The 16,230-nt window shown below is 51.7% G+C and carries 13 protein-coding genes and 1 tRNA gene; 9 read left to right on the top strand and 5 right to left on the bottom strand.

Going from position 1 to position 16,230, the window contains the following annotated elements; all coding sequences use genetic code 11:
• Positions 1-46: 46 nt before the first annotated feature.
• Positions 47-622, top strand: coding sequence for a transcriptional regulator (locus tag AC0LWE_RS16245; protein WP_059179905.1), 576 nt, complete (start codon positions 47-49; stop codon positions 620-622).
• On the opposite strand, the gene AC0LWE_RS16240 is transcribed toward AC0LWE_RS16245, so the two are convergent.
• On the bottom strand, positions 619-1,209 hold the full coding sequence (locus tag AC0LWE_RS16240) for a LysE family translocator (RefSeq protein WP_474265842.1): 591 nt from the start codon (positions 1,207-1,209) through the stop codon (positions 619-621). The genes AC0LWE_RS16245 and AC0LWE_RS16240 overlap by 4 nt on opposite strands.
• Positions 1,210-1,245: 36 nt before the next feature.
• The gene (locus AC0LWE_RS16235; RefSeq protein WP_059179903.1) at positions 1,246-2,091 is read right to left on the bottom strand and encodes an AraC family transcriptional regulator; all 846 of its coding nucleotides are present in this window, start codon (positions 2,089-2,091) and stop codon (positions 1,246-1,248) included.
• 168 nt (positions 2,092-2,259) lie between these two features.
• Between AC0LWE_RS16235 and AC0LWE_RS16230 the strand changes: the two genes are divergently transcribed.
• From AC0LWE_RS16230 to AC0LWE_RS16200, 7 genes are all read left to right on the top strand, one after another.
• Positions 2,260-2,335, top strand: a tRNA-Phe gene (locus AC0LWE_RS16230).
• Between the two features lie 732 nt (positions 2,336-3,067).
• Positions 3,068-5,047, top strand: a complete 1,980-nt coding sequence (locus AC0LWE_RS16225) for a methyl-accepting chemotaxis protein (RefSeq protein WP_202668063.1) — start codon at positions 3,068-3,070, stop codon at positions 5,045-5,047.
• 154 nt (positions 5,048-5,201) lie between these two features.
• Complete coding sequence (locus AC0LWE_RS16220) at positions 5,202-6,563, top strand: HdeD family acid-resistance protein (protein WP_059179901.1); 1,362 nt, start codon at positions 5,202-5,204, stop codon at positions 6,561-6,563.
• A 311-nt stretch (positions 6,564-6,874) separates the two neighbouring features.
• A complete protein-coding gene (locus AC0LWE_RS16215; protein WP_174342729.1) occupies positions 6,875-7,828 on the top strand; it encodes a nickel/cobalt transporter in 954 nt (317 codons plus the stop codon).
• Positions 7,829-8,009: 181 nt separating this feature from the next.
• The gene (locus AC0LWE_RS16210; RefSeq protein WP_059179899.1) at positions 8,010-8,492 is read left to right on the top strand and encodes an Hcp family type VI secretion system effector; all 483 of its coding nucleotides are present in this window, start codon (positions 8,010-8,012) and stop codon (positions 8,490-8,492) included.
• Positions 8,489-8,968: a DUF2778 domain-containing protein gene (locus AC0LWE_RS16205; RefSeq protein WP_202668066.1), complete on the top strand. Its 480-nt coding sequence runs from the start codon at positions 8,489-8,491 to the stop codon at positions 8,966-8,968. Before AC0LWE_RS16210 ends, AC0LWE_RS16205 begins: the two co-directional genes overlap by 4 nt.
• Complete coding sequence (locus AC0LWE_RS16200; RefSeq protein ID WP_131486875.1) at positions 8,968-9,234, top strand: hypothetical protein; 267 nt, start codon at positions 8,968-8,970, stop codon at positions 9,232-9,234. Before AC0LWE_RS16205 ends, AC0LWE_RS16200 begins: the two co-directional genes overlap by 1 nt.
• A 40-nt stretch (positions 9,235-9,274) precedes the next feature.
• On the opposite strand, the gene proP is transcribed toward AC0LWE_RS16200, so the two are convergent.
• Positions 9,275-10,777 carry a glycine betaine/L-proline transporter ProP gene (proP, locus tag AC0LWE_RS16195; RefSeq protein WP_059179896.1) on the bottom strand — a complete coding sequence of 501 codons (1,503 nt, stop codon included), beginning with the start codon at positions 10,775-10,777 and terminating at the stop codon, positions 9,275-9,277.
• Positions 10,778-11,428: 651 nt separating this feature from the next.
• Here proP and kdgT point away from each other — a divergent pair.
• Entirely contained in the window at positions 11,429-12,424 is a 996-nt protein-coding gene (gene kdgT, locus AC0LWE_RS16190; protein WP_131486873.1) for a 2-keto-3-deoxygluconate transporter, read from the top strand.
• A gap of 58 nt (positions 12,425-12,482) precedes the next feature.
• On the opposite strand, the gene AC0LWE_RS16185 is transcribed toward kdgT, so the two are convergent.
• Both AC0LWE_RS16185 and crfC read right to left on the bottom strand, forming a co-directional pair.
• A complete protein-coding gene (locus AC0LWE_RS16185) occupies positions 12,483-13,361 on the bottom strand; it encodes a YjcZ-like family protein (protein WP_219347145.1) in 879 nt (292 codons plus the stop codon).
• Positions 13,358-15,712 carry a clamp-binding protein CrfC gene (gene crfC, locus AC0LWE_RS16180; protein ID WP_219347146.1) on the bottom strand — a complete coding sequence of 785 codons (2,355 nt, stop codon included), beginning with the start codon at positions 15,710-15,712 and terminating at the stop codon, positions 13,358-13,360. Before crfC ends, AC0LWE_RS16185 begins: the two co-directional genes overlap by 4 nt.
• Positions 15,713-16,230 lie beyond the last annotated feature (518 nt).

Genomic DNA, 16,230 nt, shown 5'->3' with positions numbered 1-16,230 from the left:
CGACACTGTTAACGGGATAAACCGTTAGCATTGGGAGGAGAAAACCGTGCAACGTGAAGACGTACTGGGACAAGCCCTGCAATTACTTGAGATACAAGGGATCGCCAGCACCACGCTTGAGATGGTCGCCGAACGCATCGATTATCCTCTGGATGAACTGCGCCGTTTCTGGCCGGATAAAGAAGCGCTGCTCTACGATGCGCTCCGCTATCTTAGCCAACAGGTCGATATCTGGCGCAGACAGCTCATGCTGAACGAAGAGCTGACGGCCGAGCAAAAAGTACTGGCGCGCTATACCGCGCTGGCGGATTGCGTGCGTAACAACCGCTATCCAGGCTGCCTGTTTATCGCCGCCTGCACGTTCTACCCGGATCCGGACCACCCGATCCATCAGCTCGCCGATCAGCAAAAACGTGCCGCTCACGACTTTACCCATGAGCTGCTCACAAAGCTTGAGGTCGACGATCCGGCAATGGTCGCCAAACAGATGGAACTGGTGCTGGAGGGCTGCCTGAGCCGCATGCTAATCAATCGTAGCCTGACTGACGTTGAGACGGCGCATCGTCTGGCAGAAGATATTCTGCGCTTTGCCCAGTGTCGCATGGGCGGCGCGCTAACCTAAGCCAGCATTCCCGCCCACGCGGAGATGAACAGACACAGCGCCATCAGGCGCTGAAAGCGCACCATCGCCACGGTGGTGCGAAACACCCGATTCACCGCTTTTCCCAGCCATGCCCAGCACATCAAACACGCCATCGAAATCATCAGAAACCACAGCGCCATTAACGCCACATCGTGCAGCGCATTCGCGCCTGCGGGTGTAAACAAGCTCACAACCGCCAGCGCCATCATCCATGTTTTTGGGTTGATCACCTGCAATAATGCCGCCGCGCGAGCGGTAAACCGTCGATGTGTTCCTGTCGATAAATTTGCCGCTGGCGCGCTGAAAAGCTGCCAGCTCATCCAACTCAGCCACAGCACGCCGGCCAAGCTCATCACCTGACGCACCAGCGGATATTGACGCAAAATCTCCCCTGCCCCCGCGCCAGAAATCAACACAATCAGGCTTGCCGCACCACATCCCCCCAGAATCGCAGGCACGGTTTTTATAACGCCAACGTGCTGACTGTTGGTCAAAATGAGAATATTGGTCGGTCCGGGCGTTATTGAAGCGACAAACGCAAACAGCAGAAACGGCATCAGATCCACAGGTGACTCCTTATTTTTAGAGTCCTGACTGTGCCGCTATTTTCTGGAAACGTCTGGAAGGTTTGTGCACAACCGACGGTAATGGGCAGGTGTTATGCGGTAGGCACGCTGGAACCAGCGTCCTAAATGACTTTGATCGGCAAAACCGAGCGCCGCGGCCACCTCGACAGGTTGCTTGCCCATTCCCAACATTTGACGCGCTTTTGCCAGGCGCAGCTGGATAAGCCAGGCGTGCGGTGCCAGGTGGAATTCGCGTTTAAAGCAGCGCGTCAGCGTAAAGCGATCGGTGCCTGTTTCTCGCGCCAGATCGGACAAGCCGATATTGTCTCCCATGTGCGCATACAAATAATCGCGCGCACGATGAGCAACCGCGGCGCTTTGAAGCTGAGAGGGCAATCTTTTGCGCCAGTGACAATGGGACGTGATTTGTGCGAGCAGATTATCCATTGTGCTCTGCTGCACGATCTTCATCTCATCATTGTGAAGCGTGGAAAACGTGTCGCTGATGGTACGCACTAGCTGCGGTTCACGCGTCAGGGTTTGCGCGAAATGCAGCGAGTAACTTCCCGGCGTGGATTCATATAAGCCGTGCAGCGTATTTGTCAGCCACTGCTCATCGAGGTAAAACGTCAGATAGGTAAAACCACCGTCTACCGGCGCGTCACCGTCGTGAATTTCACCCGGTTCCAGTAAAAACGCATCGCCGGGATGACTGCGATGCCGCTCGCGGCGGCAGTGGAATTGCTGCGTGCCAGACAGGGTAATGCCCACCAGATAGCTGTCATGCCAGTGCGGATCGAAGGCGTGGCCTTCAAAGTGCGCTTTGATCGTCTCAATACCTGTTTCCGCATGCTGACGCAGCTCAAGCCAGTCGTTTGCCATACTTCCCCCTCATCACAATCAGCATTGCTCGCCCTGGCGTTTTTGTCTGGAAGATTTGTGCAAAATCGACGCGTAGATCGACAGATTGCCGTAAAGTTAAGCAGTTGAACAGCTTTCCCCGAATTAGGGTTGACGACCAAACGGGATTAAGGTTTAATGCGCTCCGTTGCCCGGATAGCTCAGTCGGTAGAGCAGGGGATTGAAAATCCCCGTGTCCTTGGTTCGATTCCGAGTCCGGGCACCACTATTTAGAAGAACCCGCCTATGGCGGGTTTTTTGCTTTTGGAAGCACGCGTCGCCCTCAAATCCGTTCGATGACGCGTCACCCATCTCCCATCCCAACAAAATCCACGCACATCTGACATCCTCTTTTGTCGCTACACACCCGCCAGAGCTTTCAGCCACTGTGCAGTCATCCAGAATCCTTTATTTCGTTTGTTAACATCATGACGCCATGCAGTAAATCAGGATAGTCGCAGGCACGCCTGGATATTTTTATATTTGATATCAGCCATTAAGCATTGCTCGATTTTTTCTTCTCTTGTTTACTCTGCGCCTAAATGATTTATTCCGGTTCCAACATCATTGTTTTTACAGAAAAAATATTAATATATATTTTCATCATCAACGTAAAAAACCAGTATTTAAACCAAACGAGAAAAAAGCCCTGTTTCATCACGCTTAATGACCTATCAAGACTGAAAATTGATTGCGTCAACTTACCCCACTGGATATTTAACCCATTGAATATTATATTAATAATGACAATTCCACCCTGCTAAGCATTAGCGTAGTAAGTTTATTTTAGTTAAATAAATCAATCAGATAACCACCAATCAGACCTTTAATCTCTGCAGGGTTAAAATACAGAATAAATTCTAAAACGCGGTTGCCGATAGTTGAGATGCGGGATGTTGAGAGAAATAACCTTCTGAAAATCATCCTATTCTCTTCTTTATCTATGTGGACCGGAATAATGACCCAGCATCAAAGTAAATTTACTTATTTTGCAAATTTGCGAATCGGTAAAAAATTGAGTCTCGGATTTGCCATCGTGCTGCTTCTGACAGTGATTGTTGCTTTAACCGGTATTCGCGGTTTTGAACAAATTCAGGACAATTCGGCAAAAACAGCGGTGATGGTAAAGTTAATGGATTCGCTCGGGAATGCCCGATCCAGTCGGTTGATTTTCCAGTCTACAAACAATCAAAAGGATCGTGACGTCAACACAGCAGCCATGAATCGGATGGGTGAACTGATCGCGCAGCTCCATGAGCAGTTTCAGTGGAGACCTGTAGGGAAAGCGAGTGCTGACAAGGTGGATGAGCTGTTTAAAACCGATCTCGTGGTTCGCGCCATTTTCCTGGATGCTTTTGACAAGCGAGCTGAATTGGCTCAGACCCTTAACACCACCGATCTGTACAAAAGCTCTGTCGACTTAGATGCGCTTAGCCATCAGCCAGGCTTATCGATTGAAACGTCACGCGATATGGCGCACCTGGCATTTGAATGGAACGACATCGTCACCCGCATTGAGAACTTTACCCTTAATCCGCTCGAGGTGAGCAAACAGGGAATCAGAGATCAAATTCCCGCCGCTGTCGCGATGGCTGAAAAACTGCGCCCGTTATTATCGACCGACCAGCAGAAAATACTCATTCGCGGTCTTGCCGCATCACAGCGCTATTTAGATGCCCTTGACGCTTACCAACAGGCGCTGAAAAAACAGATAGACACGCAGGCCGAGTTTTCGCGCTTAGGCGTGCAATTGGGCACAGACATCAATAGCTGGTTCACCTACCAGCAAGAACTGTCAAAACAGTTTGTTGGCAATGCCGAATGGATGATGGGAGCCACCGCCCTGACAGTGGTCATCCTCGGGATAATACTGGCCTGGCTCATTACCCGCTCAATTACCGCCCCGTTGAATCAGACGCTGACTCTTGCGCAGCAGATCGCGAAAGGCGATCTCACCGGTACGTTGATCAATAATCGCAAAGATGAAACCGGCCAGCTGATTCAGGCCGTGTCTACGATGAATGAGAATCTGAAAGACATTATTTATAACGTGCGCGACGGCGTAGGAAGCGTGAGCCGGGCCTCAACGGAAATCGCTGCCGGTAATATGGATTTGTCGGCCCGCACTGAACAGCAGTCTGCGGCGGTAGTGCAAACGGCTGCCAGTATGGAGCAGCTGACGTCTACCGTGCAGCAGAACGCCTCGAATGCGCATCAGGCCCGTCAGCTCTCCGAGCAGGCGTCGCAGAAGGCCAACGATGGCGGCGCAGTGGTCGATGAATTAATCGCCACAATGAAAGATATCCGTGACAGCTCGCAGCGTATTTCAGAAATTATTTCGGTGATAAACGGTATCGCCTTCCAGACCAACATCCTGGCGCTCAACGCGGCAGTTGAAGCGGCGCGTGCGGGTGAGCAGGGGCGTGGTTTTGCCGTGGTTGCTGGAGAGGTGAGAAGCCTGGCGCAACGCAGTTCGCAGTCCGCCAAAGAAATTGAAGCACTGATTAATGAATCGGTATCAAAAGTAGATAGCGGTTTTGTGAAGGTAGAGCACGCCGGTTCTATTATGGGTGAGACGGTGAAATCGGTCATTCAGGTGCGCGATATCATGAGCGAAATTGCTGCCGCCTCCGATGAGCAAAGTCGTGGCATTGCGCAGATTGCACAGGCGATGGCTGAAATGGACACCTCTACCCAACAAAACGCCGCGCTCGTTGAAGAATCGTCAGCCGCCGCCAGCTCGCTGGAAGATCAGGCGGCGCAACTGGAACAAGCGGTAGCCGTTTTTACTTTACCGAATCATGCCGGAGCCAACACGGTAAAACTCGCCACCACCGTTAAGCCGCAGAGACTGGAGCATTCGTCCGCAGTACGACAATCCGAGGCGCGCAGTTTGACCAGTAGCGCTGTCAATAACAGCGACTGGGAAACCTTCTAACGTTTAAAAGGCTGAGCTAAATGCCCATATCGGTCACGATCGATATGGGCATGACGATGGACGGCCCCTTCCCTTCAACTCGCTATCATTTCCTGAGGCACTTCCGCCCTGCGTGGGTTATAAATGTGGGAGGCCAATTCCGGAAGCCCCTCTTATGATGCGATTGATCCTGATTCTGCTCGGCGTTGATTATCTGCGTTCGCACTGGCGCGGACTGCGGCGCTTCGGGTGGGTCACGCTCATCGCCGGGACGGTTATTTTTATCGACGCACTGGACGGCGTGCTCTACTTCCCTATCGAACCTTTTGCGTGTCTGCTGCTGGTCGAGGGCGTCGCCACCTTGCTGGTCGCACACAGCGGCATGGGCGGACAGCGCATTTTGCGCTATGTCAAAGGGGCGACGTTTTCGCTGGCCGCCGTGCTCATCCTCGCCGGAAACCACGACGGTAATATTGTGCTGGCAATGATCTTCGGCACGCTGTTCTTGCTGGATGGCGCGCTCCAAATTGCCTCGGCCATCGTGGTGCGCTATCGGCGCTGGCGGCCTGCCCTGGCAGGAGGGATCGTCGAAATTGCGCTGGCGATTTTCTTCTATCAACCGTGGCCTTCGAATTATTCAGGTACCGTTCCGTACTGCCTCGGCCTCGGTCTGGCCTTTGCGGGCTGGAATATGTTTATCCTCGCTAACCGGGTCAAAGTGGCGGCAGCCAACCCTGGCCTGAAAGGCGAAGAGTATATGGAAGAAGCGGAGACGCATCAGCCCGCCGTGGTGGAGTGGGACGGCCCGCCAGAAGACGATGAAAAAGCGCTGACGGTTCACGTCTGGACGCCCGTTGGCTCGGCACCTGGCGAGACGATCTCCCGTCCGGTGATCAGCCGTTACATTGCTGCCGTGGATAAAAATGGCGTCATCTCGACCGGTCACGCAGCGCTGGAATCCCCTGGCGGGGTTTACATCAGTTTATATCCCGCCGTTGAGATCGATCGCTCGCCCGATGCCTTCGCCCGCTTGTTACGCGCAACGCCCGAAAATAACGTGCCGGGTGAATTCCAGTCGGATTACGTCACCGAATCCAGTAAATGGTGTCACTCCACCCGAAAGGTGCGGATTCGCAATTACAGCGAAACGCGTCTGGCTGCCTTTTGGGAAAACTACCGCCAAAATGAATCCTATAATCTGACGCATCGTAACTGTTCCAGCAGCGTGGCAAGAGCGCTGGAAGCCGCGCTTGAAGGCTCCGTCGGCAGGTTGTGGCAAAAGCGCGGCTTTTGGCTCTCGATTGGAAAACTGATATCCACACCTGAGCTGTGGGTCGCGTTGCAGCTGCGAAAACGCGCCGAAACAATGGCCTGGACGCCAGGACTGGTGCTGGATTACGCTCGCGCCATGAGCATGCTGGCCGACCCGCGCCCGACTGGCTGGTTCAATACACTTGGCCGGGCTTTGAGAAAAATGTTCCATCGCCGCGTCGCATGGGTGAAAGGGAAACATGGCGAAGGAGTGACGGAGGATTAAGAGGCTGGCGGAAAATAAAACCTCCCGGCCACGCAAATTTCCGTCGTCAGAGAGATAACGTTTTTTTGCGCGAGGCCCTTTCAGACAGAGAAATCAAAGGGCGAACACTATTGTGTCATGCCGCTGTCACGACAGATGAACGGGATAACCGTTTTACTCAACCCTTGGTTTACCGCGACGGACAGGCGTCGACACATAAAGTCTACTTTGGCGAATGTTTAACAGCCCGTGAGCGCACCGTAAAATGCCTTCGCCACCTCACGGCTCGCGCTATACTTGCCCCAGAATCAGCCCTCCTTACAGGCCGCACCATGACGACAAAAACTCTCACACGCGACTGGCGTATTCCTGCGGCAGGACTGCTTTTTCTGCTGGTTCTGTTTACCGGGTTTACCTTGCATGCTCACTGGAGCGCTTTTATTCAATGGTGTCTCGCCACACAAATCACGCTGCATCGCTATCTGGTGATGTATCTGTTGCAGCTGAATAATCATCAGTACAGCGGTGGGTTATGGTTACTGACGGGCGCGTTCTTTTACGGCGTGCTTCACGCCATCGGGCCGGGGCACGGCAAATTCATCGTCACGACCTATCTCAGCACCAATAAAGAGAGCCAGCTTGCCGCACGCGTCGTGCCATTTCTCGGTAGCCTGATGCAAGGCGTCAGCGCCATACTGTTTGTGTTTATTCTGGCCGTTGGATTTAACCTCGCCTCTGGCGATCTCAGCGCCAGCCGCTGGTACGTGGAGAAAATCAGCGCAGTGCTGATCGGCGCATTCGGTGTCTTTATGATTTACCAAACGCTGAAAAGCCTGCGGCCGCGTAGCGTCTCGATTTACAGCGTAAAACCGCTCCATCAGCACGATGAGCGCTGCGGTTGTGGGCATCATGGTGTAAATGCAGATGTGGAAAAAGGCGACTGGAAAACGCGTCTGGGGGTGATTCTGGCCATCGGGGCGCGACCATGCAGCGGCGCGATCATGATTCTGATGTTCTCAAATGCGCTGGGAATTGTGACGTGGGGAATGGCGGCGGTGATGACCATGTCGCTCGGTACCGCGCTGTCGATTATGGGACTCTCGTTGGCGGTGCGTTATGCGCGGGAACGAACGGTCGCTTTCTTTGGTGGCGGTTCTACGATGAGCTGGCTGGTGCCAGCGGCAAAAATTGCCGGAGGTATCGTGCTGATCTTGTTTGCGACAGTGCTATTCCTGACGGTGATCCCCATCAGTGCCAACGGCGACTATATTGCCGCCGGTTGCTAATAAAAAATCCCCCGACGTGAGATTTAAAAATTATATACGCCTGCAATGATTGATATATTCCATCGATAATTTAAGCTTTTATTTTTATATTTTAGTCTTAATTAACAAGAATATATTAATTTACATCTCTCCTTCCACGCCTATACTCGCCAAATACACACAAGGAATGGAGGGTAAAATAATGGCTATTCCAGCCTATTTATGGCTCAAGGACGATGGCGGTGCAGCGATAAAAGGTTCCGTTGATATACGGGATCGCGAAGGCAGCATAGAGGTGCCTGGCTTCGCGCATGGTCTGTTTCTGCCCACGGATAACACGACAGGAAAAATCACCGGTACACGGGTACATAGCGCCCTGACCTTCGAGAAAGAATTCGATTCAGCGAGTCCCTATCTCTATAAAGCCGTCGCCACAGGCCAAACTCTCCACAGTGCAGAGTTTAAATGGTATCAAATTAACGACGCCGGACAGGAAGCTGAATACTTCAACATGTTACTGGAAAACGTCAAAGTGGTTTCCGTTTGCCCCGTCATGCACGACGTTAAAAACCCCGCAATGGAAAAGCATAATCATCTCGAGGCAATATCCCTTCGTTACGAGAAAATTACCTGGAAGTATTGCGACGGGAATATTCTTTTCACCGATTCATGGAATGAAAGATGATCCGATGTACTTTCAGACTCAACGGCGCAGGAATGAGCGTTTTAAGCTGCCCAGGCGTGGGATTTTTTAGAGCATATTCAGGTTATGCCGGAACGAGCAGAAATAATCCTGAATCCACCGGAATCAAAAAAATTGGACCACTTCCCGTCGGCCGATACTACATCGTAAGTCGCCCCGAAGGCGGGAGATTAGGCCCGTATCGTGATTTCTTCGCTTCAATAATAAGCGGTTCCGACCGCTCCATCTGGTTCGCTCTGTTTCGAGATGACGGTAGCATTGACGACGTAACATTCATTGAGCAAGTGGCTCGAGGAAATTTTCGCTTACATCCCGCGGGTTACAAAGGTGTGAGTGAAGGCTGCATCACTTTCGCCAGCGCATCAGAATTTGACGTTTTAAGAGCGTCGTTGTTACAGACGGCCACGGTAAAAATAACGGCATCACTGACGGCCTATGGCACTGTGCAGGTTTACTAATGACTTCAACAAAATATGTTCTGTCATGGTTATTTTTTATGGCGTCTTATGTGATGTTTATGGCGCTGGCATTCGTTTTTCTGCCTGAAAACTGGCTGTGGGATAAAGTGCATGCGTATCACACTGAATTTATACCAGAAGGAATGTGGGATGATATTTTTATGAGCACCGTTTTTTTGGTCTCACTCATCTTAAATATCGCCTTTATCTATCTGGTGTTTGCCGTTCGACGTCTCATCAAAAAAACGCCCACAGCAGTTCCATAAACGCAGAGCAATAAAAAACCCGCCGAAGCGGGTTTCCGTTTTACTCGTTAATGCGCGGATGTTGATCCACCAGACGAGAGCGCTTTTTCTGCAGCTCTTCAATCTCTACGTCAATATCGTCAATCTTTTGCTCAACATTGTCGTAGTGTTCACGCAGAATCTCTTTCGCTTCCTGAAGGTCAGACGCCGCAGGCGTTGCCCCTTTCAGAGGGCGATTCGCGGTCTCTTTCATGGTCAGGCCGGTAATCAAACCAATCACCGCAATCACCATCAGATAATACGCTGGCATCATCAGGTTCTGCGTGCTTTCTACTAGCGAGGCCGCAATGGTCGGCGTCAGGCCGGCAACCAGCACCGAAATGTTAAACGCCGCCGCCAGCGCGCTGTAGCGAATATGCGTCGGGAACATTGCCGGAAGCGTTGACGCCATCACCCCGATAAAGCAGTTCAGGATCACCGCCAGCATCAGCAGACCGGCGAAAATCAGGCCCAGCACATTGCTGTTAATCAGGATAAAGGCCGGGATCGCCAGCAGTAAGAGCGCAACGCTGCCCAGAATAATGAACGGACGGCGACCGTAGCGGTCACTCAGCAGGCCCATAATCGGCTGCACAAACAGCATCCCCACCATGATGGCGATAATAATCAGCACACCGTGATCTTCGGAGTAATGCAGGTTATGCGACAGGTAGCTCGGCATGTAGGTAAGCAACATGTAATAGGTCACGTTGGTCGAGATGACCAGACCGACACAGGTCAGCAGGCTACGCCAGTGTTTGGTCGCAATCTCTTTAAAGGAGACTTTCGGTCCTTCCTGCAGCCCTTCGCGATCGCCCTGCTCCAGTTTTTCAACATGCTGCTGGAACGCAGGTGTCTCTTCTAAAGCATGACGCAGGTATAGACCAATCAGACCCAGCGGCAGCGCCAGGAAGAACGGAATACGCCAGCCCCACTCAAGGAAATTATCTTCGCCGACGACGGTGGAAATCAGCACCACGACGCCTGCACCCAGCACAAACCCGGCAATAGAGCCAAAGTCCAGCCAGCTTCCCATAAAGCCGCGTTTACGGTCCGGAGAATACTCAGCGACAAAGATCGAGGCACCGGTATATTCACCGCCGACCGAGAAGCCCTGCGCCATTTTACACAGCAGCAACAATATAGGTGCCCAGATGCCAATCGACGCATACGACGGAATCAAGCCGATACAGAACGTGCTGACCGACATAATCACAATCGTAATGGCGAGTATCTTCTGGCGACCATATTTGTCGCCCAGCATCCCGAAGAATAAGCCGCCCAGCGGGCGAATCAGGAAAGGTACGGAGAAAGTACCTAAAGCCGCGATCATCTGCAGGCTCGGATCGGCACCCGGGAAGAAGACTTTACCTAATGCGTAGGCAACGAAACCATATACACCAAAATCAAACCACTCCATCGCGTTACCAAGCGACGCGGCGGTAATGGCTTTACGCAACTTGCCGTCATCAATGATAGTGACGTCGCGCAGTGTAATGGGTTTTACTTTTTTCCTTTTAAGCATTGCTATCCTCGTAGACTCAGCCCTGTCCATACCACAGATCTTCTTGCGGTCTGTGAACCTCGAATTCGCCTCATGCGACTCTTCTTATTCAAGCGTAGCAGGTTTACTTACATTGACGTTTCTCGTCGATACAACCGAACCTGTTGACGCCTGTCTGGGCAGTTAGTGACGTCTTTACCCTACCAGCCTTTAAATTAGTGATCAACTTCACAGATATTTACGTGGGGTGTCAGATGTTGTCAGAAAACGTAAACGCCCTTCTTTAACCTTGAACGTTCTATGTCCTTTAGAATTCACTTTCTTAGGTTATTACTTTCATCAAAGTTCGAAAAATCACTCACCTTTATTCACATTAAATTCACAGCATTTTTAATTAATAATAATGTAGACACGCGTTTACAAAAATATGTGATCCAGATAACTAAAACATTGTTTTATTTTCATTGAATCATAATTCCAAAGATCAGATGATAAGCCCGACCACGCCGCTCCGGGTGCATTTCGCCAGCCGTAAACAAAGTAAAAATGATTACGACTTCTGGTTAAACAGACGGTTCGCCAGACAGTAAAAATTCACAATAAGTTGAATTTAATACGAATTTCTACCCGACTTGTCCGCCAGAAACGCGAGATAAGATGTGAGGATTTATCATGAAAATCAAAGCCACAATTGAACGCATCCCTGGCGGGATGATGTTGGTCCCCCTGGTGCTTGGCGCAATCTTAAATACCCTGGCGCCGAATACTGGTGCTTATTTCGGCGGTTTTACCAAAGGAATGATTTCCGGCACTGTGCCTATTCTGGCGGTGTGGTTTTTCTGTATTGGCGCATCCATTAATTTACGTGCAACCGGAACCGTTTTACGCAAATCCGGTACGTTAGTGCTCACCAAAATTGCGGTTGCCTGGGTTGTCGCCATGGTCTGTGCGATGTTCATTCCTGAGAATGGCATTCAAACCGGTTTCTTCGCCGGTCTCTCGGTTCTGGCAATCGTGTCTGCCATGGACATGACCAACGGCGGCCTCTACGCCAGCCTGATGAATCAGTACGGCACGAAAGAAGAGTCCGGCGCATTCGTGCTGATGTCTCTGGAATCTGGCCCGCTGGTGACAATGTTAATCCTCGGCTCCGCTGGACTGGCATCGTTTGAACCGCACCACTTCGTTGGCGCAGTCCTGCCGTTCCTGATTGGTTTTGCCCTGGGCAACCTGGACACCGACCTGCGCGATTTCTTCAGCAAAGCAACGCCGGTTCTGATCCCCTTCTTCGGCTTCGCGCTGGGTAATACCATCAACCTGAACGTGATAATGGATACCGGCCTGCTGGGTATTGTGCTGGGTGTTGCGGTTATCGCTATCACCGGTATCCCGCTGATTATTGCCGACCGCGTGATTGGTGGAGGGAATGGTACCGCCGGTGTCGCCGCGTCGTCAGCCGCAGGCGCTGCGGTGGCGAACCCGATGATCATTGCGCAGATTAACCCGTCATTCGAGCCTGTTGCGGCCTCTGCGACGGCGCTGGTGGCCGCGTCAGTCATCGTGACCGCTATTCTGGTGCCTATCATCACTGCACTGTATGCGAAGCGCTACGGCAATATCCCGAAAGCCGACGTCGAGCCACAGCCAGTCGAATCGTTGCACCACTAAGCTTCTCACATAAAAAAACCTCTCATCTGAGAGGTTTTTTTGTTGTAACAACGCGCTATTATTCACCAAATATCTCGCCCACCATCGCATCCGCCAGCCTTTTCGCCGAACACAATCGCGGCATGCCAAGCGACACCGTTTGCCAGCTCTGCGTCACCGACCAACTCACCGGATGACGGTCTGCATGGCACCAGTCCCCCAGCCAGCCGAGCATATCTTTATGATCCATTAAGCCCGGCGATACCGGCGTTGCAAGCCATTGATGATAAAAATGACGTGTTGTTGGCGAGGCATTAATGCCTTGGGCAAGGTAGTTAGCCGTCAGGCTGCGTAAATTATCCTTCAGCATCGCCGCGACATCATCATTCGCCAGACGGCAGGCATCACCAAATGCGCCCCAGCGCAGCTCTTCCAGCGCGACGTAGCACCGTCCCGCCAGCGACCAGCCATCGTATTGTCCCGCTCGCCAGTGGGTAAAGATTTGCTCGCTGTGTTCGCCCGCCTGCACCGTTAAGCCACGCTGTGACAACGCTTTTTCTTTATAGGCCGCGCGCTGGTGAAAATAAGAGGAGAGAGCGTCATATTGCTGCATCAATCCCAGAGAGTGTTGCCTGGGACGGTTAGTTTGCTGGCGCAAAGAGGCTAATTTGTCGGTCATACGCGTTAAGGCCAGATGCCCGGGATCGAACATGCCGGCCAGTTTTTCCGCCAGACCCAGCCGCAGCGCAGCATTTTCGCTGAACATTCCCGTCATCGCCCAGGGTCGAAGCTTCGTCTGAGTCATGATCTCCTGGGCTAAACGCTCACGAAACTGCTGCTGCTGAGGTACCAGCGGAGTGAGACGCACCGCGTCCACTCCTTGCACCAAATCAACCATAAATTTGGGATGAATACACTCTAGCGTCCGCCCGGGACCGTCCAGCAATGGGGTTGTCATGGTTGCTCTGCCGCGAATAAGGTTTGAATATCATCGCGTAACAATCGGGTATCTTCCTGAATCCACGTCGCAGTTGTAATACTTTGCTGCAACAGCTGGCTGAGCGCTCGGGTTGAATGCTCATTTTGCTGTCGCACTGCGAGGCTATCACGCAAGCTTTCCTGTAATCCGGTGAGGCACAGCGAGAATTCCGCAAAAAACGTTGCCATACCTGCCATAACAGAAACATCGACCTGCGCCACCAAAGCTTTATAGATTTGTTCACAAAATCGATCAATATGTTCTTTAATTCGCGTATGAAGCTGCGCCACGTCAATAACGTATCGCGTACGCGTCACCACGCAATCCTCCCAACCCCAACCCGGATTGTTGAGCCAGCGGGAAACCGTTTCGCGCACGCTGCTGGCACCAGCGACCTCACCGGCAGGACGATTTTCTGAGGCAATCGCGTCGTTAAACAACCCGCGCGTGTTGAAGTTGAGCTGACTGGCCTGGAAGGCCGGGAAGCTGATCCGCGCCCGGAATCCAGCGTGGCTTAGCTCTTCCTTGATGCGTTTCTCGATCGGACGCATTGCTTCGTTCAGGGAACGCGCCAGCGTCGACTCAAGCTGATCAAAACGCAGCGCCAGCTCGCGGCTGATTTTGCCCTGCGCATCCAGCATGACCAGCTCACAGGATGAACGGATTTTGCTTAGCACAATCTGCGCCTGGCCTTCGTCATCAAGCACCAGTTGCCCCATTTCATGCTGCGCCCCGTTTCGCAAACTCATGCGATCAATACCCGCCAAATCGAGAACGTTATCACCGTTGAAAATCTGGCTAATCGACTGCTGAATCTGGTTTTGCTGATGCGTGATAAACGTATGTGCCGCATCAAGCGCCTGCTTCACTTCGTGTCCGACTTCGTCGCTCACCACATCCTGACGCGTCTGAAGCAGTGCCATATCCTCTTCGAGACGCGAAATATTCAACTCCAGCTCATCAAACGCGACCGTCAGCCCCTGATAGCGGAAATCCAGATATTCACGGGCGTTCTGCGCATAGTTGAGTAGTTTGTGGGACGCCGAGCGCAGCGCATACAGCGACGCATTGGCATACGCGGCATAGATCAGTTTGCGAATCGGCTGTTCAAACAGTGAATCTTCCCACAGCAGATCGGCGGCATGGCGAATATGTTCGACATCATCCAGATCCGCCGTGCGCCAGCGGCGGCCCAGCGCGGCTTCCGCAAAATCTTGCACCCAGCGCTGCTCCTGATGGTCCGGCAGACGCCCATGGTTGGCGATTTCAAAGCGCGCACGATTCGCCAGATAAGCCCACATCGAAGAGACAGGATAAATCTGCCCCGGCGAAATATTGCCTTTCATCAGCGTGCCGGAAATCATCGCCCGCACCTGCTCTTCATCATCGCTATTGCGGTCTTTCTGATCGAATTTATTCACCAGCGCGTACAGCGGCACCGATTTGCCCACCGCCGAAATTGCCTGTCGCACTTCTTCATCGGAGATCGATTTAAGCTGGGTGTAGTCCATCACCGCCAGCACCGCCGAGGAGCGCGCCAGCTGTTCGTTAAGCATTTTTTGCAGATGCGGCTGCCCGGCTTCATTCGGCCCCGGCGTGTCCAGCAGCGTCAACTGCCCCAGGTGAGAGTCCATGCCGGCGAGGTGGACAAACTCCACTTCAATCACCGGAATATGCTCAATCGCGGTGTACTCAGTAAACGGGAAATCAACGCCTAACGCCTGAGAAAGCCGCACTAAATCATTCAGGCTTTTCAGACACTGGAAAATAGGCTCCGCGCCAAGGTAGTGTTTTTCGAAGGCTTTACCTTGCTCAATGCGCCCGAGCAACGCATTCATATCTTTATCAATTTCGAGGCGCTGCGTCAGTTGGCCGCGATCGTGGTTACACAGCGTTTCCTGCAATTGTTTTATCAGCGTGTCGATCGGTGAAACGTGGGCAAAATGCAGCACCGGCTCTTTTTGCCCGGGCGTGTGGCGGATCATCGTCGGCAAGGCGGTCATCGGACGATTACGGTTGGGTAAAACTTCCGTTCCGACAATCGCATTAATCGTGGTCGATTTCCCGGCCTTCATCGTGCCAACAATCGCCAGCACCATCTCAAGACGGGTTATTTTACGTAATTCGTTATTCAGCATCGACAGCTGGGTTTCAACACCGCGGGTGCTGAAGTGCAAAGGCAGCACATTATTGCTAACACCGGTTATTGCCGCCGTGGTGCTATCAAGTGCCGCAATCGGCATTGATTTCAGGGCATCAAGATTCTGTAAAGCAAGTTGTAGCAGACGCTCTGCTTCCTGGCTCAATTCAAATATTGTTTGTGTGTGCATGATAAAAGCCTTTCCTTAACGCAAATTTATTACTTTTATTAAGCCAGATAGTTTTAATAATGAAATTTCGGCTTTTTTGATTACGCGTGGAAATTAGGTTCATTGAATATAAGCGTCTGATGACAAACCAAATATAATCTGTTTGCAGCGTAGAGCGCTCGTACACTCCTCTCGGCCAGAAAAGGCGAAAGATAATGAGCGTAGACCATTTTTATGGAGCTATAGGATATATCAACGTAATTTACCCACCTAAAAAGAGAGGTAATTCCCGGTCACCCAAGTAGAAGTGGCAAACCCGGTTGCCGTTGATAAATAACAACAGCGCACCTCACCTTATCCGAAATGTCTGTACCTGGCAATTTGCGCAATAAAATATTCTATATATTTCATCGCGATGTTTATCTCTTAAGCACGCTGTTAGCATCGCTTAACTGACTGACAGGAAATGTCACTCCAGTTGCGGTGTTTTATTTATTTTTTAAAAAAAGAATATCACCGACAAAAGTGGGGACTTACGC

It is taken from the genome of Lelliottia sp. RD5, assembly GCF_056032945.1.
This window is presented reverse-complemented; position numbering and strand designations above follow the sequence as displayed.

What these genes read in the sequence shown, in the direction of transcription:
- AC0LWE_RS16235 (WP_059179903.1), bottom strand. Translation starts at nt 2,091, where the DNA reads ATGGCAAACGACTGGCTTGAGCTGCGTCAGCATGCGGAAACAGGTATT.
- AC0LWE_RS16225 (WP_202668063.1), top strand. Translation starts at nt 3,068, where the DNA reads ATGACCCAGCATCAAAGTAAATTTACTTATTTTGCAAATTTGCGAATC.
- AC0LWE_RS16220 (WP_059179901.1), top strand. Translation starts at nt 5,202, where the DNA reads ATGATGCGATTGATCCTGATTCTGCTCGGCGTTGATTATCTGCGTTCG.
- AC0LWE_RS16215 (WP_174342729.1), top strand. Translation starts at nt 6,875, where the DNA reads ATGACGACAAAAACTCTCACACGCGACTGGCGTATTCCTGCGGCAGGA.
- AC0LWE_RS16210 (WP_059179899.1), top strand. Translation starts at nt 8,010, where the DNA reads ATGGCTATTCCAGCCTATTTATGGCTCAAGGACGATGGCGGTGCAGCG.
- AC0LWE_RS16205 (WP_202668066.1), top strand. Translation starts at nt 8,489, where the DNA reads ATGATCCGATGTACTTTCAGACTCAACGGCGCAGGAATGAGCGTTTTA.
- AC0LWE_RS16200 (WP_131486875.1), top strand. Translation starts at nt 8,968, where the DNA reads ATGACTTCAACAAAATATGTTCTGTCATGGTTATTTTTTATGGCGTCT.
- proP (WP_059179896.1), bottom strand. Translation starts at nt 10,777, where the DNA reads ATGCTTAAAAGGAAAAAAGTAAAACCCATTACACTGCGCGACGTCACT.
- kdgT (WP_131486873.1), top strand. Translation starts at nt 11,429, where the DNA reads ATGAAAATCAAAGCCACAATTGAACGCATCCCTGGCGGGATGATGTTG.
- AC0LWE_RS16185 (WP_219347145.1), bottom strand. Translation starts at nt 13,361, where the DNA reads ATGACAACCCCATTGCTGGACGGTCCCGGGCGGACGCTAGAGTGTATT.
- crfC (WP_219347146.1), bottom strand. Translation starts at nt 15,712, where the DNA reads ATGCACACACAAACAATATTTGAATTGAGCCAGGAAGCAGAGCGTCTG.